Below are 23410 nucleotides of genomic sequence, written 5' to 3'. Positions count from 1 at the left end.
CGAAAGCCTCCGCCAATATTCTTTTTTTTTGAGGAATCTTTTGCGTGATGTTCGCACATAGCAGAAAACCTGCACATTTCTTTATGCAAGATGTGTGCAGGAAAGCGCGCTCAGGATGGAATCCCCAAGTGCCAATTCGGGCTAACGGCAACCCGTGCGCTATGGGGATGATCGGCATACGTGAACCTACATCCCAAAGAGACCGTCATGAGTGAAGCCCAACTTGAATCCCTGCACTTCGCGGATGCCCCGCGGATAACCTCTAGCGCCCTGCCCGGCCCCAAGACCCTCGAGGCCCTGGCACTGTCGGCACGTACCGAGTCGATGGCCCGGGGTGGTGGACGCATGCCGGTGGCGATGGACCGTGCCTTCGGCGCGACCTTCAAGGACCCGGACGGCAACACCTACATCGACCTGTCCGCCGGCGTGGGCGTCAGCAGCGTCGGCCGCTGCCACCCCAAGGTGGTGCAGGCGATCCGCGAGCAGTCCGAAGTGCTGATGCATGCCTTGGAAATCAACAGCACCCGGCGAACCGAATTGGCGGCCAAACTTTCCGAGATCGCGCCCGACGGCCTGCGGGGCGATTGCGTCACCTACTTCACGCAAAGCGGCAGCGACGCACTGGAAGCCGCGATCAAGTTCGCCAAACGCATCACCGGGCGCCACCAGATCATCGCCTTCCATGGTGGCTACCACGGCGTATGGAACGCCTCGGGCGCCCTGACGACCGGCACCGCCTACCGCAAGGGCTACGGTGCCCAGATGGGCGGCGTGATTCACGCGCCCTACCCGTATGCCTACCGCTTCCCCTTCGACACCACGCACAAAAGCGCCGAGCAGATCGCCGGCGAGTACGTGGACTACCTGTTGAACACCCCTTACACCGCCGCCGATGACGTGGCCGCCGTGATCGTCGAGCCGGTGCAGGGCGAAGGCGGCTATGTCCCCCCGTCGCCGGAGTTCCTGCAGTTATTGCGCAAGGCGTGTGACCGCAGCGGCACGCTGCTGATTGTCGATGAAGTGCAGTCCGGCGCAGGGCGTACCGGCAAAATGTGGGCGGTCGAGCATTCGGGCGTAAAACCAGACATGCTCACCTTCGGCAAGGGTATCGGCAGCGACCTGCCGATGGCAGGCCTGATCATGCGTTCGGACCTGGCGGCCGCGATTCCTGACGGCTCGATGCCCAATACCTTCGCCGCCAACTCGTTATCCGCAGCCGTGGCGCTGACCAACATCGCCATCCTGCAAGACCCGGAACTCGATCTGCTCAACCGCGCCCACGCCCTGGGCCTGGAGGCGCAGGCACGTATCCGTGGCTTTGGCAGCCCGTGGGTCGGCGAAGTCCGCGGCCGTGGCCTGATGATCGGTATCGAGCTGGTCGAAGACCCCATCACCAAGGCTCCCCTGGCGCCCGAAAAAATCGGCCAGCTCATGGGTTACCTGCTGAACCACGGTGTGCTGATGATTCCCTGCGGTCGCTACAGCAACGTGATGCGGGTCATGCCCTCATTGACGATCTCACGCGCGCTGTTCTTCAAGGCGCTGGATATCTTCGGCGACGCCCTGGCCAGCCTCAACGCTTGAGGCGCTCACCCCGTCCACCCTACGTCACTTAGGTTCCCAACATGACTGAGCACTTGAATCACTTCATCGAAGGCACTGGCTGCGAAGCCTCCGACGGCCGACGCATCCCCTTGGTCGACCCTGTGACCGAACAGGTATACGGCAGCTGCGCGCGCGGCACCGCCGACGATGTGGACCGCGCCGTAAACGCCGCGCACCACCAACTGGAGCAGGGCGCCTGGAGCCAGCTCGATGGTGCCCAGCGCGCTCGACTGCTGTTGAAGCTGGCGGATCTGGTAGAGCGCGACACCGAATTGCTCGCCGACATGGACGCCAACGCCATCGGTCGTTCGCCGATCGAGCCCCGTCGGATGGACGTGCCCAACGCGCTCGCCAACCTGCGCGCCGCCGCCGGCTGGGCCAACCAACTGGAGGGCCGCACCATTCCCTCCGGCGGTTACTTCGGCACTAAGACCCTCTCGTACACGGTTCGGGAACCGGTGGGCGTGGTCGGGGCGATCGTGCCCTGGAACTCGCCGCTGATGATCACCGTCTGGAAACTGGCCGCGTTACTGGCGGCCGGCTGCACGGTGGTCATCAAGCCTTCGGAAGAAACACCACAGTCCGCCCTGCACCTGGCCGCGCTGGCTCGGGAAGCGGGCTTCCCGGACGGTGTGATCAACGTGGTCACCGGCTATGGCGCCGAGGTGGGGCGTGCCCTGTGCGAACACCCGCACATCGCCAAGATCAGCTTTACCGGCAGCCCCGAGGCGGGGCGCGAGATCCAGCGCACCGCGGGCGTGTTGTTCAAGCATGTGGCATTGGAGCTGGGCGGCAAGAGCCCCCAGATCGTTTTCGACGACGCCTCGTTTGAAGACGCGCTGCGCGGCTGCACCCTCGGACTGTTCGCCAACCAGGGCCAGATCTGTGCCGCCGGCTCGCGCATTCTGGTCCAGCGCGGTATCGCCGATCGCTTCGCCGCGGCGCTTGCCGACGCCGCGCAAGCCGTCAAGGTGGGCGACCCTCGGGAGCCCGGCGTGCAGATGGGCCCGGTGGCCAAGAAAGCACAATTCGATCGCGTTAACCGTTACATCCAACTGGGCATTGACCAAGGCGCTACTCTGCTCGCCGGCGGTGTATCGACGCCTGAGCGCGGCTGGTTTGTGCGGCCGACGATCTTCGCCAACGCCAACAACGACATGGCGATCGCCCGCGACGAGATCTTTGGTCCCGTCGGCACGGTGATCACGTTCGACAGCGAAGAGGAGGCTGTCGCACTGGCCAACGATTCCACCTACGGCCTCGCAGCCACCGTGTGGACCACCGACCTGGTGCGCGCGCACCGCGTAGCCGGCGCCGTGAAAGTCGGTGCCGTGGGCGTCAATTGCTGGAGCCCGTTGGATGCCAACCTGCCCTGGGGCGGCGTCAAGACCAGCGGCATAGGCCGTGAAGGCGGGTTTGGCGGCGCGCTGGCGTACACCGAAGAGAAGGTCATCACCGTGCTGCTGCCCAAGTAAAAACAATCTTCGCCCTGACCGAGCCGGCCAAGCGTTGCTCGGTAAGGGCGGACGTTCAAACGTGCATCACTTCACTGATGCCTTTGATATAAATGGAGAGCCTATGATGAACCCGACAGATAAACTGACAACCGATCAGTACTCGACGTCCCTGCGCATTTTGCACTGGGTGCGCGCCTTGCTCGTCATCGGCCTGCTCTGGGCAGGCTGGCATATGACCGGCATGAATGACGAAGTGGCGAGCAAGTTCGAACTCTATTACCCATGGCACAAATCGTTCGGGGTGCTGACATTCCTGGTGGTCCTGGTTCAGCTCGCCGTGCGTGTACGCACCCCCCTACTCCCGCAGCCGCCGTTAACGCTGGCCAGGCATGAGCGGTTTCTGTCAAGACTTGCGCAACGCACCATGTATGCACTGCTCGTGATCGTGCCCTTGATGGGTTACTCGATGTCGAGCACCTACACGATGAGCGACGGGGTGTTCTTTTTCGGGATCAACCTGCCGGAGCTGCTGGCGAAAAATGACGACTGGTTCGTCGTCTTCCAGTGGCTGCACAAGGTACTTGCGTATACCTTGCTCGGGCTGATCCTGTTGCACATCGCCGGTGCGCTCAAGCACCGCTTCTACGACAAAGATCCTCGTAGCGACGTGCTGCGCCGCATGTTATGAATTGGCGCACGCCAACAACGCCGGCCAGCAGCGAACCCAACGCTGGAAGTTGACGGCCGACGCGTTACCTCTCAGGCTGACCACGCGCCGCCTCGCCCGCTCGGTGCGTGGTGGCTGACGTTCCCCGACCCACCGTTACACAGGTAGGTACTCATTTGAAGTGGAGCAGTAACGCGTGGAATTAAGACAACTGCGCTATTTCGTCAACATTGTCGAACACGGCAGCCTGGGCCGCGCAGCCCTTGAGCTGGACGTGGGCGTGTCGGCGCTGAGCCAGCAGATCGCCAAACTCGAAAGCGAACTCTCGACCCGCCTGCTGAACCGCACGACCACCGGCGTCACACCGACCCCGGCCGGCATGGCGTTCCTGCACCATGCGCAGTTGTGCTTGAGGCAAGCCGAGAATGCGATCCTGGCGGCACACCGTGGGCGGATGAGCGGGTATGTCACCGTGGGCTTGCCGCCCACCACAGCCACGGTGCTTGCCCTGCCCTTGATCAATGCGATGCGCGCGCGGTATCCGGATATTCAGTTGCACCTGATCGAGATGCTGTCCGGGCATCTGGCCACGCAACTCAATGCCCGGCAGATCGATCTGGCCATTTTATTTCAACTTGAAGGGGGCAAGCGCTGGAGCGTGACGCCGCTGCTTGACGAGAAACTGTTTGTCATCTGCTCGCCACACTTGCCGGATGCCCCGCAAGGAAGCTCTGTGCAAATGGCGGACCTGGGGCAACTGCCACTGGTGATGCCGAGTGCGCAACACGGTTTGCGCTCAACGCTGATGGCGGCGTTCGAGCGGTCGGGGTTGACGCCCAACATCATCATGGAGGTGGATGGCCTGGCCGTGTTGATGAACGCTGTACGCGCCGGCCACGCGGCCACCATCCAGCCCGGCGCGGCGGTGGCGCTCAAAGGCGAGTCGGGGCTTTCGGTGGTGGAAATCGCCGATGCTCATGTCGGCCGGCGAAACCTGTTGGCGACACTGCCGGATGATGAGCTGGCGCCCGCGGCACTCGCGGCGCGGCTGGTCATCACCGATGTGGCGCGGCAGCTGGTGATCGATCATCAATGGCCGGGCGCCTCGTGGATCGAAGACATCACGCCCTGATCTCCAGCCGCCCTCGCCCGCGCTTCAGGGCCAGCGGCAACCCGCAAAGCCTTTACGAAAACTAAACACCCCAACCGCTAACGCGCCTTTCGACCCAACGCTCGCTGCCCTAAGGTCTCGCCACTCGCGAGGAGCCCTTCGTTCACGCCTCCTCGCGATCGAGGAGTGATGATGATCGACGTATTAGTCATTGGCGGCGGCAATGCCGCCTTGTGCGCGGCGTTAATGGCCCGAGAGGCCGGCGCCAGCGTGATGTTGCTTGAAGGCGCGCCCAAAGCCTGGCGCGGCGGCAACTCGCAACACACCCGCAACCTGCGCTGCATGCACGACGCGCCCCAGGATGTATTGGTCGAGGCCTACCCCGAAGAGGAGTATTGGCAGGATCTGCTGAAAGTCACCGGCGGGATGACCAACGAGAAGCTCGCTCGTCTGGTCATCCGCGCCTCATCGAACTGCCGTGACTGGATGCGCGCCCATGGCGTGCATTTTCAGCCGTCGTTATCCGGCGCGTTGCATGTCGCGCGCACCAACGCGTTTTTCATGGGCGGCGGCAAGGCGTTGGTCAACGCGTATTACCGCAGCGCCGAGCGGTTGGGCGTGAACATCCGCTACAACGCGCAAGTGACCGACATCGAATTGAACGGGGGAACATTTGTCGCGGCCCACCTGAGCGCGCGCGATGCCGAAGGGCAACGTCTGCCCGCCGAACGTATCCAGGCCAGGACGTGCGTGCTGGCGGCGGGCGGGTTCGAATCCAACCGCGAATGGCTGCGTGAAGCGTGGGGGCAAAACGAGCGCGGCGAGTGGCCTTCGGACAACTTTCTGATTCGCGGCACGCGCTTCAATACTGGCGTACTGCTGCGGCGCATGCAGCAACTGGGCGCCGATTTTATCGGCGACCCGACCCAGGCGCACATGGTGGCCATCGACGCCCGCGCACCGTTGTATGACGGCGGCATCTGCACGCGTATCGATTGTGTATCGCTGGGCGTGGTGGTCAATCGCGACGGCGAGCGCTTCTATGACGAGGGCGAGGATTTCTGGCCCAAGCGCTATGCGATCTGGGGGCGCCTGGTCGCGGGGCAGCCCGGTCAACAGGCCTATTCGATCATCGACCAACAAGCCATCGGTCGGTTCATGCCGCCGGTGTTTCCGGGCACCAAAGCCAACTCACTGGAAGACCTGGCGCGCCAGTTGAAGCTCCCGGTGGCGCCATTTGTCAGCACCATCCAGGCCTACAACGCGGCCTGCCGCGTCGGTACGTTCGACCACACCGCCCTGGACGATTGCCGCACCGAAGGTTTGACGCCCGCCAAAACCCATTGGGCCCGCCCATTGGTCAAGCCCCCCTTCTGCGCCTACCCGCTCAAGCCGGGCGTGACCTTCACCTATTTAGGCCTCGCCACCGACGCTACCGCCGCCGTTCGCTTCAATGGCCAGGCGAGCCCCAACCTGTTCGTCGCCGGAGAAATGATGGCTGGCAACGTATTGGGCAAGGGCTACACCGCCGGCATCGGCATGGCCATCGGCACCGCATTCGGTCGCATTGCCGGCGTGCAAGCCGCCGCCGCGGCCGGCTTCATCACCCGTTCATCCCAGGAGCCGCAACATGCAGCTGTTTGATCCCAAGGCGCCGGGCACGCTGATTCCCGTCCTCAACCTTGATGAAAGCGAAGTCCAGCGACAAATGACGGTCTGCAATGCCTGCCGTTATTGCGAGGGCTTCTGCGCGGTATTCCCGGCCATGACCCGGCGCCTGGAATTTTCTCAGGCGGACATCCATTACCTGGCGAACCTTTGCCATAACTGCGGCGCGTGCCTGCATGCCTGCCAGTACGCCGCACCGCATGAATTTGCGATCAATGTGCCCAAGGCCATGGCCAAAGTCCGCCTCGACACGTATGCCGAGTACGCCTGGCCGCAAGCGATGGGCACGTTATACCGGCGCAACGGGCTGACCCTGGCGCTGGCATCCGGCGCGGGGCTGGCGCTGTTCCTTTGCCTGACGTTGATGATGATGGGCAATCTGTTCACGGCAATGCCCGGGGGGAATTTCTACGGGATCTTCCCGCATAACACCCTGGCCCTGATGTTCGGCGCAGTGTTTGGTTTCGCGGTGCTTGCATTGGCGATCGGCGTGCGGCGCTTTTGGCGCAATGTCTCGCCGGTCGAGGCCTCCCGCGAGCAAACAACATCGGCGGCCCTGGAAGCGAGCGCCAATGTGGCCACGCTCAAGTACCTGGATGGTGGCCACGGCGAGGGCTGCAACAACGCCGATGATCGATTCACCTTGTGGCGGCGGCGCTTCCATCACTTCACCTTCTACGGCTTCATGCTGTGCTTCGCCGCCACCGGCGTGGCCACGCTCTACCATTTCCTGCTGGGCTGGTCGGCGCCCTACCCCGTCTTGAGCGTGCCGGTGATGCTCGGCATCGTCGGCGGGTTCGGGTTGCTGGTCGGCCCGGCGGGGCTCTTGTGGTTGAACCTGCGGCGCAACGCCGAACACGGCGATGAACAGCAGAAACCCATGGATCGCGGCTTCATCGCGCTGCTGTTTCTCGTCAGCGCCAGCGGCCTGGCACTCCTGGCGTTTCGCGAAAGCATGGCCCTGGGCCTGTTGCTGGCGATCCATCTCGGCCTGGTCATGGCTTTTTTCCTGACCATGCCCTACAGCAAATTCGCCCACGGCATCTTCCGCAGCGCCGCGCTGCTCAAATACTCCATCGAAAAACGTCAACCCAACCCCATCAACGCCGCAAGCGACTGATCGTCAAGACCGTCATTCCAAAAACAAGATTGATCACCACGGTAGCCATAATGAAAACAACAACACAAAACACCCCGTCCAAGGGTTCAAAACTGGGCGCCATCCTTCGGGTCACCAGCGGCAACTTTCTCGAACAGTTCGACTTCTTTCTGTTCGGGTTCTACGCGACCTACATCTCCCAGACGTTCTTTCCTGCCACCAGCGAGTTCGCTTCGCTGATGATGACCTTCGCCGTATTCGGCTCCGGGTTCCTGATGCGTCCGCTGGGCGCTATCGTGCTGGGGGCGTACATCGACAAGGTGGGACGGCGCAAGGGCCTGATCGTAACGCTGTCGATCATGGCGGCCGGGACGGTATTGATTGCGCTCGTGCCCGGCTACGCCAGCATCGGAGTGGCAGCACCGGTATTGGTGTTGATGGGACGACTGTTGCAGGGCTTCTCCGCCGGGGCGGAGATGGGGGGCGTTTCGGTGTACCTGGCTGAAATCGCCACGCCGGGCCGCTGCGGGTTCTACACCAGTTGGCAATCGGCCAGCCAACAAGTGGCGATCATTCTTGCGGCAGCGCTGGGTTACACGATCAACGCGTCCATGGCAGCCGCCGAGGTAGCTGCCTGGGGCTGGCGCATCCCGTTCTTTATCGGCTGCGTGATCATCCCGTTCATCTTCATCATTCGCCGTTCGTTGCAGGAAACCGAGGCGTTCAAAGCACGCAAGCATCACCCAACGGCCAATGAAGTGTTCCGCTCAATGCGCGACAACTGGCGCACGGTACTGGCTGGCGGTCTGTTGGCGTCGATGACCACCACCACGTTCTACCTGATCACCGTCTACACCCCGACTTTCGGCCGTTCCGTACTGAACCTGAGCACCACCGACAGCCTGGTGGTCACGCTCTTCGTCGGCCTGAGCAACTTCATTTGGTTGCCCATCGGCGGCACACTCTCCGACCGTATCGGCCGGCGCCCGTTATTGCTGGCGATCTCTTTGTTGTGCCTATGCACCGCTTACCCCGCCATGCATTGGCTGGCCGCCGCGGCCAGCTTCGAACGACTCCTCAGCGTGCTGCTGTACTTCTCGTTCTTCTTTGGCATTTACAACGGCGCAATGGTTGCCGCGCTGACTGAGGTGATGCCACAGAACGTCAGGGTCGTCGGGTTCTCCCTGGCGTTCAGCTTGGCGACTGCAGTGTTTGGCGGCTTTACACCCGCCGTATCCACCCTTTTGGTGCAAGTAACCGGCGATAAGGCATCACCGGCCTACTGGCTGATGTTTGCGGCGTTATGCGGGTTCACGGCGACGACGATCTTGTATCGCAAGCAAAACGCGGTGACGGTCAGCGCCTGATAAGCGCGGTATCCCTGCAGGGCAGCCTCAGATTTTGAATTGCCCCAGCAAGCCTTGCAGGCGGCTGCCGATCGCATACAACTCGTCGACGGTCTGGACCCCCTGCTGCGTCTGGTTGGCAACCGCGTCGATGGCGCGTGCGATCTGATGCACTCCGCGGTTGATCTCTTCAGCCACCGCGGTTTGCTCTTCCGCGGCACTTGCGATTTGCGCGTTCATTGCATTGATCGTGGCGATCAGCTCGACCGTGTTGCCCAGAAACTCACCCGCCTGGTCGGCTTCGGCGTTAGCGCCCTGGGCGGCTTCGGTGGATTGGTGCATGGCCGTGACCACCCCGCCGGTAGCGCTCTCCAGACGCTCGACCATCGCTTGGATTTCCTGGGTACTGCGCTGAGTGCGACTGGCTAACGCCCTCACTTCATCGGCAACCACGGCAAACCCGCGCCCGGCCGCACCGGCACGCGCGGCTTCGATGGCTGCATTGAGGGCTAAAAGGTTGGTCTGTTCGGCAATCGAGCGAATGACGTCCAGCACGGTGACGATAGACGTCACGTCGTTTTGCAGATTTTTCATCGACAGGCCACTCTCATCCAACTCGACCGTCAGTGCCTGAATGCGCGCAATACTGCCGTTGACGATCTGCCTGGCGTGACGGGACTGCCTGTCGGTCTCGACCGCTGCGTTTGCCGCATTGTGCGCGCTGGCCGAGACTTCCTGCGCCGCCGACGACATCTGGTTTATCGCCGCGGCCACTTGGTCGGTTTCCAGGCGCTGCCGATCCATGGCCCGGTCAATCTGCCGGCTCTGCTCGGCCACATGGCTGACAGACCCGGTCAACTGTTCGCTCATCGCGACGATCTGGCTGACCAGGCTGTGAATCTTTTCGATAAAGGCATTGAACGAACCGGCCAGTTGTCCCAGCTCGTCGCGACTCACAAGCGGCAGACGCCGTGTCAGATCCCCCTCGCCCGCGGCGATTTCATCGAGGTGAGCGCGGATCAAGGTCAAGGGCCGTAAGCTGCGCTTGACCAGCAGAAGCGCGAGTACCCCGATGATGCCGATCAGCGCGCCAGCGATAAGCGCAATGCTGAGCATCAAGTGGTGTATGCGCAGCTCGACATCTGCCCGCACGCTGGCGACCTGGGTTTCAATGCTGTCCAGATTGACCGCGGTGACGACAACCATGTCCCACTTGGGCAAATAGAAACTGTAAGCGAGCTTGGGCACCACCTTATCGGTGTTGACGACCCCACCCGAATAGGTGACGAAGTGCGTTTGGTTTTTGGCCGCTTCGACCATCTCGCGGTTCAGGTACTTCCCGTTGATGTCTTTGCGATCACTCATGTTGGTGCCGACGCCTTCGCTGCTGTCACCGCGAAACAGGCGCACGACCTGACTGTCATAGCCGATGAAATACCCGTCATCACCATACTTCACGCTGGACAGTCGGCTGATTGCCAAGGCTCGGCCGGAAAGGTCCCCGGCAGCCGCCCGCTCATACAGTTCGGTGATGGACGTCTGAGCGATGCTCGCGTAATCCTTGAGTCGGGTGCGGCTTTCCTCGAGCAGCCGTTCACGGGTCTGTGCGACTTCCTGCTCGGCCTGGGCCTGCAACGTGCTGCGCGCGCTCAACCCTAAAACCAGCGCAAACAACAGCACCGGCAATAAGGTCAGCAACAGTATTTTGGTTTTGAACGACATTATTTGATTCCTTCACCCCGATCCTATGAAGCCGCCGATGCAAAAGCGGCCCGCGAATGTCGCGTGGCCGCGAGCAGTGGATCACCAGAGCGCGATGTCGTAGGTGAAGTAGATCCGATTACTGTCACGACCACGGGAGAAATCCGAGCGGTAGACGTAGTTGCGCAGCTTCACTCCCAGGCCTTTGAAGGTGCCTTGCTGCACCACGTAGGCCAGTTCGGCATCGCGTTCCCATTCCTTGACCGTGGTGTTGGACTTACCGTCGTTACCGCTCAGGTAGCGCGTGAAAAAGGTCAGGCCGGGGACACCCAGGGCGGCGAAGTTGAAGCCGTAGTTGAGCATCCAGGTCTTCTCGTCCTCTTCGATGAACTTACCGATACCGGCGTTGCTGAACGAATAGACGGTCGCGCCACTGATGTATGGCAACCCGGCATCCCCGCTGAGGGTCTGATACCCGCCACCGAAGGTATGCCCGGAAATGGCGTAGGACAGTTGCCCACTGAGCATGTTGTTATCGATCTTGCCGCCGTAGGCAGAGCCGCTATCGACACTGTTGAAGTAGCGCAAATCACTGGTCAGCACGCCGCCGCCCAAGGGTAGATCGTGCTGGATGCCGGCAAAATGCTGCCGGTAGAAGTTCTCCAGTTCGCCGTAGAAGTAACTCAGGCGAATGTTTTTCCCCAGCTTGTATTCTCCGCCGGCATAACTGAAGTCCCCGGATTCGGCGCCGCTATAGCCGTCGGGCACAATCGGCATGCTGTCGGTGGAGTCACGCAGCTTGAATCGATCGAGGTGGCCTCCGGTGAGGCTGAGGTTCTCGATGTCGAGGCTGTTGATCTGTGCGCCTTGGTAGGTTTGCGGCATCAGACGCGCATCGTTGTAGATCAGTACCGGTGTCTTGGGCAGCAAGGTCCCGTATTTGAGCGTGGTCTTGGCCAGTCGGGCCTTGGCGGTCATGCCCAGGCTGGCGAACTCGTCGGCCGCCCGCCCGTCAGCGTGAACCGGCAACAAGCCTGTACCGCTGCGGCCACGTCCAGAGTCGAGCTTGACCCCGAGCAGGCCCAGGGCATCCACCCCAAACCCAACGGTGCCTGGAGTGAATCCCGACTGGTAATCCAGCAGGAATCCCTGGGCCCATTCGGTGCGTTCGCTCTTGGCGGTCCTGGCTGATCGGGCACTCAAGCCATGCTCGTCGCGAAAGTTTTCATTGAAATAGACGTTGCGCAATTGCAGCTTGAGCTTGCTGTCATCGATAAATCCTTCGGCGCTGGCACTGGCCAGCGGCAACAAACCAAGCAGTGAAAACAGCACCCGTTGGGTATGTACAGTGTTCATAGCAAACTACTCATTGTTGTTATTTGGCGTGCAGGAGATCGCGCGCCTCGCGGGTGAGGCGCGTCAGTGAAAAACAGGAGATTGGGTTGAATCAGGTGAAGAGACTGATCGCCCCGGTCAACAAAGCCAGCGCCGTGATGACCAATGAGGTGAGCACGGCCCACTTGACGGTGGCTTTCTGGAAATCGCCGATGTCGCGATCGACCATCCCGACCAACAACAGGGTCGAGGCGACCAACGGGCTCATCAGATGCACCGGTTGCCCCAGAATCGATGCGCGGGCGATCTCCAGCGGATCAATGCCGTAGGCCGCAGCGGCGTTGGCCAGGATAGGCACCACGCCGAAGTAGTAGGCATCGTTGGACAGGACGAACGTCAGCGGCATGCTGGTAACGGCCACGACCAGCGGGAACAGGTGCCCCCAGGACGGTGGAATCCAGTCAACCAGTGTCTGCGCGAGAGAATCGACCATCTTCGTGCCAGAGAAAATCCCGGCAAAGATGCCGGCGGCAAACACCAACAATACGACCGTCATGGCGTTGCCCGAATGGGCAAGGATGCGTTCCTTCTGAATGTCCAGTTGCGGATAGTTGATCATCAGCGCCAGGACGAACCCGATCAGGAACAGGATCGCGGAATGCATGATCCCCATCACCAGCGCGACCATCACCGCGATGACCAGCAGCAGGTTGACGTAGGCCAGTTTCGGGCGCTTGTGCGGCGTGTCCTCGAGTATTGCGTTGATGTAGCAGTTACCGCCGCCGCTCTCCAATTGAATGTTACCGATGCGCTTGCGCTCGGCGCGGCCCAGCAGGAACGCGGTGAACACCACCCACATCGCGCCGCCGATCATGGTCGGCAGCAAGGGTACGAAGTAGGCCCCGGCATCCAGGCCCAGTGCCGCAATCGCGCGGGTCGCGGGCCCTCCCCAGGGGGTCATGCCGCTCATGATGCTCAGCGAAAGCATGGAAATGGTCGCCAGAATCATCGGGTTCATGCCGATGCGCTTATACAGCGGAAGCATGGCTGCGCAGGTGATCATGTAGGTGGTGGTGCCGTCACCGTCCAATGCCACCACCAGCGAAAGCAACGCGGTGCCGACAGCGATTTTCATCGGGTCGCCGTTGACGCGCTTGAGGATCTTGCGAATCAGCGGGTCAAACAGGCCGGCGTCGATCATCAAGCCGAAAAACAGGATCGCGAACAGCAGGAGCGCGGCCGACGGTGCGACCATTTTCAAGCCGTCGAGCATCATCTTGCCGGTAGTGCCGCCGAAACCGCCAATCACGGCAAACACTATCGGAACCAGCGTCAGGGCGACAATCGGCGACAGCCGTTTAGTCATTATCAGGAAGGTGAAAACCACCACCATGGCCAAGCCAAGTAATGCGAGCATAAGTCAGTTCTCTTGTTCTTATAAGTAACGGGGCCGACGCACAGGCGCACGACTCCGCGCCCGCCAGTTGTGCCTGGCGGGGAGTGTTTATTGAGGTGTTTAAGGTGTCTGGGCGCAGCCGCGACCGGTCAGACGCGGTCCGTGACCGTCACACCATCCCAGTCCGGGTTCTGGGCCTGGGCCGAGATGGCAATGGGGGAAGGTTTGCCGTCCAGCGTGCGCATCAGTACTTCGCGATCGCAGGCATTTTCCGAGAGGGACATCACCACAGTCGCCACCGCATTGCTGGCCAGGCTGGTCAAGGCCCGGGCTTCCGACATGAAGCGGTCGATACCGATCAGCAAGGCAAGGCCGGCCAAGGGAATGTCGTGAATGACCGTCAACGTTGACGCCAGTGCGACAAAACCGGAGCCGGTGACACCGGCGGCGCCTTTCGAGGACAGCAGCATGATTGCCAGCATGGTCACGGTCTGGGTCAGGCTCAGGTCGATGTTGCAGGCCTGGGCAATGAACACCGCCGCCAGCGAGAGGTAGATCGCCGTACCGTCGAGGTTGAACGAGTAACCCGTGGGCAGTACCAGCCCGACCACGCCTTTGTTGCAACCCAGGGCCTGGAGTTTTTCCAACATCCGCGGCATTACCGGCTCGGTGGACGACGTGCCGAGGACCACCAGGAACTCTTCGCGCAAGTAGCGCAGCAACTTCCACAGACTGAAGCCATGCGCGCGGCAAATGCTCCCCAGCACCACAAACACGAAGAATGCGCAGGCGATGTACAGCGTCATGATCAGCTTGGCCAACGAGCCCAACGAGGTAATGCCGTACTGCCCGACCGTGAACGCCAAGGCACCAAAGGCACCGATCGGCGCAAAGCGCATCAGGTAGGAGAAGATCTTGAAGACCATGTGCGAAGCGGATTCCAGTACATCCAGTACCGGCTTGCCGCGCTCGCCAATGGCCGAAAGCGCAAACCCGCACAGCACCGCAATGAATAGAACCGGCAGCACCTCACCTTTATTGAAAGCACCGATGAACGTGTCGGGGATGATGTGCATGAAAAACTCGACCACGCCCAGCTTCGCCGCAGAATCGGTGTAGTGCGACAGCCCCTTGGTGCTCAACTGAGTAGGGTCGATGTTCATGCCCACACCGGGCTTGAACAGATAGACCGCCACCAGGCCGATGATCAGGCTGATCACGGTCAGGCCCAGGAACAGCAACATGGTCTTGCTCAACAAACGCCCAAGGGAGCGCTTGTCGCTCATGCCGGCGATTCCGGTGACGATGGTGCAGAACACCACGGGAGCGATCATCATCTTGATCAGCTTGATGAAGGCATCACCCAGCGGCTTCAAGGCTATGGCCTGTTGTGACCAGAAATGCCCGACCAGCACGCCCAACAGCACGGCGAAGAGAATCTGGACGTAGAGCGATTTTACAAACTTCATGGCATCACCCATTTTTAGAATTGTGCTGATGCAGAAACGACAATGACTAAAGGACGTTATCCGGCAAGTCGTTGGGAAGCCGCGGCGTAGACATAACCGGAGAACAGCCTGCGCGATGTTCGCACTACCGAAGCGCGAATTGTCTCACCCTGAGCCCCGGTGTAGGACAGTACAACGTCTATTGCGCCACTGGGATGTTCAATTCGAACGTGTTTCAAGCGCGGTTCACTCACCCCGCCAAGCAATTGAGCAATCACGCTGCCTTCACTGACGCACGCGGTGGCCAAGCCGATAGAGCCGGTAATCGCCAGTGCCCGGTGGCAGTTGTGCGGCATGAAATAGCGCACCTGAAGGGTGCCGCCCGCCTTGGCCGGCGACACCAGTACGGGCTTGGGGATCACTTTATCACTGACGTCGCCCAAACCCATGGCCAGGCCGGCCTGCAGCCGCAGAGACTCCAGGCGCCCCAGGAAGGCTTTGTCGGCATCCAGTTCAGCAGGGCTTTCGTCCCCACGTTTACCCAATTGGCCAGCCTCGATGATCATCATCGGCATCGCCATGTCGATGCAGGTCATCGGGACACCGTCGATCAGGTCCTGAGTCTGCCCCGTCGGGAACAGCTTGCCGGTTTTGCTGCCCGCGGCATCCAGGAAGGTCAACTGCACGGGAGCGGCAGTCCCCGGCACGCCATCAATGGCGGTGTCGCCTTCATAGCTGACGGTCCCCTCGGGAGTGTGTACGTCTGCGTTCACAAACGTCCCCGTGTTGAGGTTGCGAATACGCACACGCGTCAGGCCTTTAGACGCCTTGACCAGCCCCTGCTCGACCGCAAACGGGCCAACGGCGCAAAGCATATTGCCGCAATTGGGCGCGGTATCGACTCGACGCTGGGAGACCATCACCTGCACGAACAAATAGTCGACATCCGCGTCCGGGTGCAGTGATGGGCTGACGATGGCGACCTTGCTGGTTTGCGGGCTCCCACCGCCAATGCCGTCAATTTCCAGCTCATGGCCGGAGCCCATCAGGTTGAGCAGCAGCTCATCACGCTGTTCGATCGCATCAGGCAGGTCCCAGGCGAGAAATACTGGCCCCTTGGAAGTACCGCCGCGCATAAGCACACAAGGAATTCGTTGCATGACCACTGACTCTTATTGATCAATCGGGTTGATTAATGCTCTTGAGGCAAGAGTCGCAGGCTTTGAAAAATGTTTCCAATGCAAATATCAGCCTGATTATTGCGTTTAGCGAATGACAAACTTAGGATGATTGAACGCCGCCGCCCTCTTCCATCGAGTTATAAAAAATGCAATATGAGCTAAATGACATACGATCGTTCGTGAAAATCGCCGAACTCGGGAGCTTCCACGAGGCTGCCGATGCATTGCACCTGTCCCAGCCGGCGCTGAGCCGGAGGATGAAAAAACTGGAGGAAGGCTTGGGAACCGCCCTTCTCGATCGCACCACCAGAAGGGTGAGTCTCACGAGCGTTGGTCGGGACTTTCTACCCAAGGCACGCCGCCTGCTGGACGACTTCGACGACTCGATACTCAACATCCGAGAGCTGGCAGAGCGACAGAGCGGACGGGTCACCCTTGCCTGCATCCCGACCGCAGCCTTCTACTTCCTGCCTTCGGTCATCCGCCTCTACAACGAGCGCTATCCGCAAATCCGTATCCGCCTGCTCGATCTCAGCGCCAACGAAGGCCTGGAGGCCGTGCTGCGCGGAGAAGCCGACTTCGGCATCAACATGATGAGCGGCCAGCACCCCGACATAGAATTTGTGCCATTGGTCGACGAGCCTTTTGTATTGGCGTGTCGACGCGATCATGAACTGGCGGAACGTAGCGCGGTGACCTGGTCTGAACTCAGCAATTACCGCTTGATCGGGGTCGGACGCCTGAGCGGCAACCGGATGTTGCTCGATCATGCGTTATCGGGCTTGAGCTGGCGCCCGCAGTGGTTCTATGAGGTGCAACACCTTTCGACGTCGCTGGGCCTGGTGGAAGCCGGCCTCGGTGTCTCGGCCGTGCCGAGCCTGGCGATGCCTGCCGTGGATCATCCGACGTTGGTCAGCATCCCGTTGATAGAGCCCATTGTGAACCGTTCATTGGGACTGGTTTACCGCCGCGGAGCCTCGTTATCCCCAGCGGCGGAGAAATTTGTTTCGATTCTGCTTGAGCAATGGGAGAAGTGAATGGGTTCTGCTGGCGCAGTGGTGTGTCATTTACCGCGAGCGCCAGCCAAGTTGTGGTGTTTTTCGGTGAACTTGTGCCCTGCCCCGCCAGTCAGCTAACTGAACGCAACTCAACGGTGGGTAACGGATGCATCTCTCGCGGCAGCAACAAGTAGCCTTGGTGACCGGGGGCGGCAATGGTTGATTTCAAGCACGAGCCACAGAGCGCCATCGACGCCCACGGCATCATCGGCGACATGCGCAGCGCCGCCCTGGTGAACGACAAGGGCAGCATCGACTTTTTCTGCTGGCCGGAATTCGACAGCCCGTCGATCTTCTGCGCGCTGCTCGACACGCCCGACGCCGGCATTTTCCAGCTCACGCCAGACCTGCCCAACGCCCGCCGCGAACAGATCTACCTGCCCGACACCAACGTGCTGCAGACCCGCTGGCTCAGCGATGACGCCGTGGTGGAGATCACTGACCTGTTGACCATCGGTGAGGAAGACGACCTGCCCCTGTTGATTCGCCGCGTGCGTGCGGTCAGCGGCCAGGTGACGATCCACCTGCGCTGCGCCGTGCGTCATGACTATGCGCGCGCCCCCACCCACGCCAGCCTCGACAACGGCACGGTGTGTTTCGCCGCCCACGGCCAGCCCGCTCTGCGCTTGTCGAGCAGCCACGCACTGCAGGTCGAAGACAACGCCGCAGTGGCCAGCTTCGTCCTGGCCCAGGAGGAAGGCGCCGAATTCGTCCTCGGCGGGCAGGACGACCCGCGCGTCGACAGCAGCTGCACCGACCTGGCGTTGACGCACACCGTCGCGTTCTGGCGCGGCTGGATCGCGCAATCGAACTACCGCGGGCGCTGGCGCGAAATGGTCAACCGCTCGGCCCTGGCCCTGAAGCTTTTGACCTCGCGCAAACATGGCGCAATCATCGCCGCCGCCACCTTCGGCCTGCCCGAATCGCCCGGCGGCGAGCGCAACTGGGACTACCGTTACACCTGGATCCGTGACGCCTCGTTCACGGTCTACGCGTTCATGCGCCTGGGTTTTGTCGACGAAGCCAACCACTACATGCGTTGGCTCAGAGGGCGGGTCAGCGACTGCAGCGACCAGCCCGTCAAGATCAACATCCTGTATGGCATCGACGGCCGCCAGCAACTGCCCGAAACTCAGCTGACGCACCTGCGCGGGCATGGCGGCGCGACGCCGGTGCGTATCGGCAATGAGGCGTTCGACCAGGTCCAACTGGACATCTACGGCGAGTTGATGGACGCGATTTATCTGGTCAACAAATACGGCGAAGCCATTTCCCACGACGGCTGGAAACACACGGTCGAACTCGCGGATCAGGTCTGTGATATCTGGAACCGCAAAGACGTGGGTATCTGGGAAATGCGTGGCGAGCAGCACCACTTCCTGCACTCGCGGCTGATGTGCTGGGTGGCGCTGGACCGTGCGATCCGCCTGGCGTCCAAACGCTCGCTGCCGGCGCCGTTCGCACGCTGGGACCAGACGCGCCAGGCGATCTACGCGGATATCTGGGGCAATTTCTGGAACGAAGAACGCGGGCACTTTGTGCAGCATACCGGCAGCACCGCGCTGGACGGTTCGATGCTGCTCATGCCGCTGATGCGCTTCGTCGCCGCCACCGACCCGCGCTGGCTCTCGACGCTGGCAGCGATCCAGAAAAGCCTGGTGCGCGACGGTATGGTCTATCGCTATCGCAACGACGACAGCCGGATCGACGGCCTGCCAGGCACCGAAGGCGCGTTTGCCGCCTGCTCGTTCTGGTACGTCGAATGCCTGGCCCGCGCCGGGCAGGTCGAAAAGGCGCATCTGGAGTTTGAACAGTTGCTGCGCTACGCCAACCCGCTGGGGTTGTACGCCGAAGAGTTCGACAACCAGGCGCGCCACCTGGGCAATACGCCGCAGGCGTTGAGCCATTTGGCACTGATCAGCGCGGCAACGTTTCTGGATCGCAAGTTGAGCGGCGCGAAGACGGTGTGGCAGCCTTGAACGCCACCCGTCGAGGGTCAGCGAGGCCGCGATGACGGAGGGTCGGGCGACCGGAATGCCGGACACTCTTGGCCCTCGACCCTCTCAGCCTTGTGGCGTTAATGGATCGGCGGTAGTGTCATCGGCAGTCATCGCCCACCCGATAGGAGCCCATCATGCCCATCGCCCCTGCGCTGTTTTATGTACGCACCTCGATGCTCGATGTGGCGTATGAAGCCCACGGCCCCGTCGACGGTGAACCGGTGATCCTGCTGCACGGTTTCCCCTACGACCCTCGCGGCTATGACGATATCGCCCCGGCCCTGGCCGAGCGCGGCTGTCGGGTGTGGGTGCCGTACCTGCGTGGTTATGGCCCGACGCGGTTTATCAACGCGCAGGTGATGCGCTCCGGGCAACAGGCCGCGTTGGCCAAGGACCTGCTGGAGTTCATGGATGCGCTGTGTATCCCGCGGGCCACCCTGGCGGGCTACGACTGGGGTGGGCGTGCCGCCTGTATTGTCGCGGCACTGTGGCCGGAGCGCGTGCGCGGGTTGGTGAGCGGGGACGGCTACAACATCCAGGACATTGCCAAGTCGCTCGAGCCCAGGCCGCCAGAGACGGAGCATCGGTTGTGGTACCAGTACTATTTCCACACCCAGCGTGGCGTGGATGGGTTGACCGCCAATCGCCGGGCGTTTTGCCAATTGCTGTGGTCACTGTGGTCGCCCTCCTGGGCGGCAGGCCCCAGCCTCTATGGCCAGAGTGCGCCATCGTTCGATAACCCGGACTTTGTCGACGTGGTGATTCATTCCTACCGTCACCGCTTCATGTATGCACCGGGCGATCCCGCACTGGCGCCCATCGAACAGGCGCTGGCGCTGCAACCGCCGATCGCGGTGCCGACGATTTCGCTGTGCGGCGCCGATGATGGCGTGGGCCCGCCGCCGCTGGAGGATAACGACGCGCAGCACTTCAGCGGCTTCTATCGGCGGCAGGTGTTGCCCGGCGTCGGCCACAATATCCCTCAGGAAGCGCCGCAAGCGACCCTTGAGGCACTCCTGGAATTGCTCGCCTAGGCCGCTGGCGAAAAGCGCTCGCGATAAGCCTGCGGCGTGACTGACAAGACCCGCAGGAAGCTGCGCCGCAAGGTCTCTTCACAACCGAACCCGCACTGCACGGCGATGCGTTTGATCGATGTGCTGCTGTCCGCCAGTTGCCGGCGGGCGGTTTCGACGCGGATCAGCTCGACCGCGCGCGCGGGGGTCTGGCCGGTTTCGGCGCGGTAGTGACGCACGAAGCTGCGCTCGCTCATGCCGGCCTGGGCGGCCAGGGTGGCGAGGGTCAGGTCGAGGGTCAGGTGCTCCGCGATCCACGCGTGCAACTCGGCAAAGCGGCTGTCGCCTTTTTGCAATGACAAGGTCACGCTGAACTGCGATTGGCCACCGGGGCGTTTGAGGAAGACCACCAGGTGCCGCGCGACTTCCAGGGCCACGGCGCGGCCCAGGTCTTGTTCCACCAAGGCCAGGCACAGGTCGATCCCGGCGGTTACACCGGCCGACGTCCACACGGTGCCCTGCTGGATGAAAATCGGGTTGGCCTCCACCGTCAGCGCCGGGAACTTGCGCGCCAGCTCTTCACAGCGTGTCCAGTGCGTCGCCACGCGACAGCCGTCGAGCAAGCCACTGGCCGCCAGCAGAAAAGCCCCGGTACACACCGAGGCCATGCGCCGGGTGTGCCGGGCTTTTTCGCGCACCCAGTCCACCAGCGCCAGGTCTTCGGCGGCGCCGTAGACACCCCAGCCGCCGGCGATGAGCAGGGTGTCGCAAGGCGTGTCGACGGCGGGCAACGGCTCGGCCACCAGCGCCAGGCCGGCGGAGGTCATCACCGGCGCCGCCTGGGCGGCGATCACCGAAACCGCGTAGGGCAACGGCGCACCGCGCTGGCGCGCAAGGTCGTTGGCCGAGGCGAACACCTGCAAGGGCCCGGTCACGTCGAGCACTTGGGCATTATCAAAAGCGAGTACATGAATGATGCGCGGCATGTTTGGCGTGATTCGTGGGTTCAATGGCGTATTCGCCAAAGCCTAGGCCTCTAGAGTGAAACCGTCCACCCCTTATCGGAGCTTCATTCATGACCTTGCAGATCGGTTTTCTGTTGTTCCCCGGCATCCAGCAACTGGACCTCACCGGCCCCTATGACGTCTTGGGCTCGCTACCGGATGTGAAGTTGCACCTGGTGTGGAAAGACCTTTCGCCGGTTACCTCCAGCACCGGGCTGGTGTTCACGCCGACCATGACCTACGCCGATTGCCCACACCTGGATGTGCTCTGCGTCCCTGGCGGCAGCGGCGTCGGCCCGTTGATGGAAGACCCGCAGACCCTCGACTTCCTCAGGGCCCAGGCGCTCACCGCGCGTTATGTCACCTCGGTATGCACCGGTTCGCTGGTGCTCGGTGCGGCCGGTTTGCTGCGCGGGCGCAAGGCCACCACCCATTGGGCCTATCACGACCTGCTCGCCCCGCTCGGCGCCATTCCGGTTCAGGCGCGCGTGGTGCGGGACGGCAACCTGCTCACCGGCGGCGGGATCACTGCGGGGATCGACTTCGCCCTGACCCTGGCCGCTGAGCTGTACGACGAAGCGACAGCGCAATTGGTGCAGTTGCAGATCGAATACGCCCCGGCGCCACCGTTCAATGCCGGCCGGCCGGATACCGCGCCGAAGGCCGTGCTGGAAGAGGCCAACAAACGCACGGCCGAGTCGCGCAAGGTCCGCGCAGAAATCACTGCGCGGGCGGCAGCGCGCCTGGGTTGATACGCGTCGCAGTTGCCGCTGCGCGGCGGGTCGCCGATGATACGGGGCAGCGCGATTGCGACGAAGCTCGATTCCGAAGCGCGGGCTGCCCTTTCCCCCCCAAGAAGTTTATTGATGAATACCCACGACGGATTAATTCCCTGCATCATTTCCGGCGGTTCGGGTACCCGACTGTGGCCAGTCTCCCGGCAAAACATGCCCAAGCCGTTCATGCGTATGCGCGATGGCCAGAGCCTGCTGCAGAAAACCTTCCTGCGCGCCAGCCGCCTGCCCGGGGTGGAAAACGTGCTGACGGTCACCAACCGTGACCTGCTGTTTCGCACGCTGGATGACTATCGCCTGGTGAACACAGCCCGCCTGCCCCTGGACTTGTTGCTGGAGCCCTTCGGCCGCAACACGGCAGCGGCGATGGCGGTGGCGGCGCTGCATGTGCTGGAGCACTTCGGCGACGACGCACCGTTGCTGGTGATGCCCGCCGACCACTTGATCCTCAATGAAAGCGCGTTCGCCGCGGCCGTGAGCCAGGCCCGCGAGCTGGCCGCAGCCGGCTACCTGGTGACCTTCGGTATTGAGCCTGATCGCCCGGAAACCGGCTTCGGCTACATCGAACAAGGCGCCGCGCTGAGTACGGGAAACCGGGTCAAACGCTTTGTCGAAAAACCCGACCTGGCCACCGCGCAAGGCTATCTCGACGGCGGCCAGCACCTGTGGAACGCCGGCATATTCTGCTTCAAGGCCAGCACCCTGGTGAACGAGCTGACCACCCACGCCCCGCAGGTGCTGACGGCCGCCAAGGCCGCGCTGGCGCACAGCCAGAGCCTGCAGAATACGACCTCGCGCCAGCGCGAACTGGATGCCGATGGCTTCGGCGGCGCACCGGACCTGTCCATCGACGTGGCGCTGATGGAGAAGTCCACGCAGGTGGCCGTGGTGCCCTGCGATATCGGCTGGAGCGATATCGGCTCCTGGGAAACCCTGCGCCAGCTCACCCCCAGCGATGCCCAGGGCAATCAGGTCAATGGCGAAGCGATTCTGCATGACGTCCACAACTGCTACATCGACTCGCCCAGGCGGGTATTGGGCGTGGTGGGCGTGCGCGACCTGATCATCGTCGACACCGCCGACGCCCTGCTGATCGCCGATGCCCACCGCAGCCAGGATGTGCGCCACATCGTGGCCGAGCTCAAGCGCCAGAACCATCCGGCGTACAACCTGCACCGCACGGTGACGCGGCCATGGGGCACCTACACGGTGCTGGAGGAAAGTGCGCGCTTCAAGATCAAGCGCATTGTGGTCAAGCCGCTGGCGTCACTGTCGTTGCAGATGCATCACCACCGCAGCGAACACTGGGTGGTGGTCAGCGGTACCGCGCAGATCACCAATGGCGAGCGGGAATTGCTGATCAACGCCAACGAGTCCACCTACATTCCGGCCGGGCACAAACACCGCCTGACCAACCCCGGCAGCATCGAGCTGGTGATGATCGAGGTGCAGAGCGGCGAGTACCTGGGCGAAGACGACATTGTGCGCTTCGACGATATCTATGGGCGCGCGCCCGCCGAAGGATAA

At 62.0% G+C, this 23410-nt stretch carries 18 protein-coding genes; 12 read left to right on the top strand and 6 right to left on the bottom strand.

From position 1 onward, the window contains the following. Nucleotides 1–207 precede the first annotated feature (207 nt). From MOQ67_RS11150 to tcuC, 7 genes are all read left to right on the top strand, one after another. On the top strand, nt 208–1584 hold the full coding sequence (locus MOQ67_RS11150; RefSeq protein ID WP_017846946.1) for an aspartate aminotransferase family protein: 1377 nt from the start codon (nt 208–210) through the stop codon (nt 1582–1584). Nucleotides 1585–1625: 41 nt separating this feature from the next. Then, nucleotides 1626–3080: an aldehyde dehydrogenase family protein gene (locus MOQ67_RS11145; RefSeq protein ID WP_017846945.1), complete on the top strand. Its 1455-nt coding sequence runs from the start codon at nt 1626–1628 to the stop codon at nt 3078–3080. Between the two features lie 106 nt (nt 3081–3186). Further along, nucleotides 3187–3750 (top strand): cytochrome b, encoded by a 564-nt coding sequence (locus tag MOQ67_RS11140; protein WP_017846944.1) that lies wholly within the window; start codon nt 3187–3189, stop codon nt 3748–3750. Between the two features lie 175 nt (nt 3751–3925). Beyond that, a complete protein-coding gene (locus MOQ67_RS11135; protein WP_017846943.1) occupies nt 3926–4861 on the top strand; it encodes a LysR family transcriptional regulator in 936 nt (311 codons plus the stop codon). 171 nt (nt 4862–5032) lie between these two features. Then, the gene (gene tcuA / locus MOQ67_RS11130; RefSeq protein ID WP_017846942.1) at nt 5033–6484 is read left to right on the top strand and encodes an FAD-dependent tricarballylate dehydrogenase TcuA; all 1452 of its coding nucleotides are present in this window, start codon (nt 5033–5035) and stop codon (nt 6482–6484) included. Further along, a complete protein-coding gene (gene tcuB, locus MOQ67_RS11125; RefSeq protein WP_017846941.1) occupies nt 6471–7628 on the top strand; it encodes a tricarballylate utilization 4Fe-4S protein TcuB in 1158 nt (385 codons plus the stop codon). The genes tcuA and tcuB overlap by 14 nt, the downstream gene beginning before the upstream one ends. Nucleotides 7629–7678: 50 nt before the next feature. Next, nucleotides 7679–8974 (top strand): MFS transporter, encoded by a 1296-nt coding sequence (tcuC, locus tag MOQ67_RS11120; protein ID WP_017846940.1) that lies wholly within the window; start codon nt 7679–7681, stop codon nt 8972–8974. Between the two features lie 27 nt (nt 8975–9001). Here tcuC and MOQ67_RS11115 read toward each other — a convergent pair whose 3' ends face one another. From MOQ67_RS11115 to MOQ67_RS11095, 5 genes are all read right to left on the bottom strand, one after another. Then, nucleotides 9002–10675, bottom strand: coding sequence for a methyl-accepting chemotaxis protein (locus tag MOQ67_RS11115; protein ID WP_198718277.1), 1674 nt, complete (start codon nt 10673–10675; stop codon nt 9002–9004). An 81-nt stretch (nt 10676–10756) separates the two neighbouring features. Beyond that, on the bottom strand, nt 10757–12010 hold the full coding sequence (locus MOQ67_RS11110; protein ID WP_017846933.1) for an OprD family porin: 1254 nt from the start codon (nt 12008–12010) through the stop codon (nt 10757–10759). 91 nt (nt 12011–12101) lie between these two features. Further along, nucleotides 12102–13406, bottom strand: a complete 1305-nt coding sequence (locus MOQ67_RS11105; RefSeq protein ID WP_017846932.1) for a CitMHS family transporter — start codon at nt 13404–13406, stop codon at nt 12102–12104. Between the two features lie 128 nt (nt 13407–13534). Further along, nucleotides 13535–14866 carry a dicarboxylate/amino acid:cation symporter gene (locus tag MOQ67_RS11100; RefSeq protein WP_026140016.1) on the bottom strand — a complete coding sequence of 444 codons (1332 nt, stop codon included), beginning with the start codon at nt 14864–14866 and terminating at the stop codon, nt 13535–13537. A 44-nt stretch (nt 14867–14910) separates the two neighbouring features. Further along, complete coding sequence (locus MOQ67_RS11095; RefSeq protein ID WP_046384115.1) at nt 14911–15993, bottom strand: 4-oxalomesaconate tautomerase; 1083 nt, start codon at nt 15991–15993, stop codon at nt 14911–14913. 167 nt (nt 15994–16160) lie between these two features. Between MOQ67_RS11095 and MOQ67_RS11090 the strand changes: the two genes are divergently transcribed. From MOQ67_RS11090 to MOQ67_RS11080, 3 genes are all read left to right on the top strand, one after another. Next, nucleotides 16161–17051, top strand: coding sequence for a LysR family transcriptional regulator (locus MOQ67_RS11090; RefSeq protein WP_017846929.1), 891 nt, complete (start codon nt 16161–16163; stop codon nt 17049–17051). Between the two features lie 176 nt (nt 17052–17227). Further along, nucleotides 17228–19051 (top strand): glycoside hydrolase family 15 protein, encoded by a 1824-nt coding sequence (locus MOQ67_RS11085; protein ID WP_198718278.1) that lies wholly within the window; start codon nt 17228–17230, stop codon nt 19049–19051. Nucleotides 19052–19206: 155 nt separating this feature from the next. Beyond that, entirely contained in the window at nt 19207–20106 is a 900-nt protein-coding gene (locus MOQ67_RS11080) for an alpha/beta fold hydrolase (protein WP_104903580.1), read from the top strand. On the opposite strand, the gene MOQ67_RS11075 is transcribed toward MOQ67_RS11080, so the two are convergent. Then, the gene (locus MOQ67_RS11075; protein ID WP_017846926.1) at nt 20103–21071 is read right to left on the bottom strand and encodes a GlxA family transcriptional regulator; all 969 of its coding nucleotides are present in this window, start codon (nt 21069–21071) and stop codon (nt 20103–20105) included. The two genes, MOQ67_RS11080 and MOQ67_RS11075, sit on opposite strands and share 4 nt — an antisense overlap. Nucleotides 21072–21160: 89 nt before the next feature. Between MOQ67_RS11075 and inhA the strand changes: the two genes are divergently transcribed. Both inhA and MOQ67_RS11065 read left to right on the top strand, forming a co-directional pair. Then, on the top strand, nt 21161–21841 hold the full coding sequence (inhA, locus tag MOQ67_RS11070) for an isonitrile hydratase (protein WP_017846925.1): 681 nt from the start codon (nt 21161–21163) through the stop codon (nt 21839–21841). Between the two features lie 114 nt (nt 21842–21955). Beyond that, entirely contained in the window at nt 21956–23410 is a 1455-nt protein-coding gene (locus tag MOQ67_RS11065; protein WP_104903581.1) for a mannose-1-phosphate guanylyltransferase/mannose-6-phosphate isomerase, read from the top strand.

It is taken from the genome of Pseudomonas sp. LY-1 (assembly GCF_053502595.1).
Note: the sequence above shows the minus strand (reverse complement) of the source record. Positions and strands in the feature narration are given on the sequence as shown.

Coding starts and splice junctions, on each gene's coding strand:
- MOQ67_RS11150 (WP_017846946.1), top strand. CDS start 208: ATGAGTGAAGCCCAACTTGAATCCCTGCACTTCGCGGATGCCCCGCGG.
- MOQ67_RS11145 (WP_017846945.1), top strand. CDS start 1,626: ATGACTGAGCACTTGAATCACTTCATCGAAGGCACTGGCTGCGAAGCC.
- MOQ67_RS11140 (WP_017846944.1), top strand. CDS start 3,187: ATGAACCCGACAGATAAACTGACAACCGATCAGTACTCGACGTCCCTG.
- tcuA (WP_017846942.1), top strand. CDS start 5,033: ATGATCGACGTATTAGTCATTGGCGGCGGCAATGCCGCCTTGTGCGCG.
- tcuB (WP_017846941.1), top strand. CDS start 6,471: ATGCAGCTGTTTGATCCCAAGGCGCCGGGCACGCTGATTCCCGTCCTC.
- tcuC (WP_017846940.1), top strand. CDS start 7,679: ATGAAAACAACAACACAAAACACCCCGTCCAAGGGTTCAAAACTGGGC.
- MOQ67_RS11115 (WP_198718277.1), bottom strand. CDS start 10,675: ATGTCGTTCAAAACCAAAATACTGTTGCTGACCTTATTGCCGGTGCTG.
- MOQ67_RS11110 (WP_017846933.1), bottom strand. CDS start 12,010: ATGAACACTGTACATACCCAACGGGTGCTGTTTTCACTGCTTGGTTTG.
- MOQ67_RS11105 (WP_017846932.1), bottom strand. CDS start 13,406: ATGCTCGCATTACTTGGCTTGGCCATGGTGGTGGTTTTCACCTTCCTG.
- MOQ67_RS11100 (WP_026140016.1), bottom strand. CDS start 14,866: ATGGGTGATGCCATGAAGTTTGTAAAATCGCTCTACGTCCAGATTCTC.
- MOQ67_RS11095 (WP_046384115.1), bottom strand. CDS start 15,993: ATGCAACGAATTCCTTGTGTGCTTATGCGCGGCGGTACTTCCAAGGGG.
- MOQ67_RS11090 (WP_017846929.1), top strand. CDS start 16,161: ATGCAATATGAGCTAAATGACATACGATCGTTCGTGAAAATCGCCGAA.
- MOQ67_RS11085 (WP_198718278.1), top strand. CDS start 17,228: ATGGTTGATTTCAAGCACGAGCCACAGAGCGCCATCGACGCCCACGGC.
- MOQ67_RS11080 (WP_104903580.1), top strand. CDS start 19,207: ATGCCCATCGCCCCTGCGCTGTTTTATGTACGCACCTCGATGCTCGAT.
- MOQ67_RS11075 (WP_017846926.1), bottom strand. CDS start 21,071: ATGCCGCGCATCATTCATGTACTCGCTTTTGATAATGCCCAAGTGCTC.
- inhA (WP_017846925.1), top strand. CDS start 21,161: ATGACCTTGCAGATCGGTTTTCTGTTGTTCCCCGGCATCCAGCAACTG.
- MOQ67_RS11065 (WP_104903581.1), top strand. CDS start 21,956: ATGAATACCCACGACGGATTAATTCCCTGCATCATTTCCGGCGGTTCG.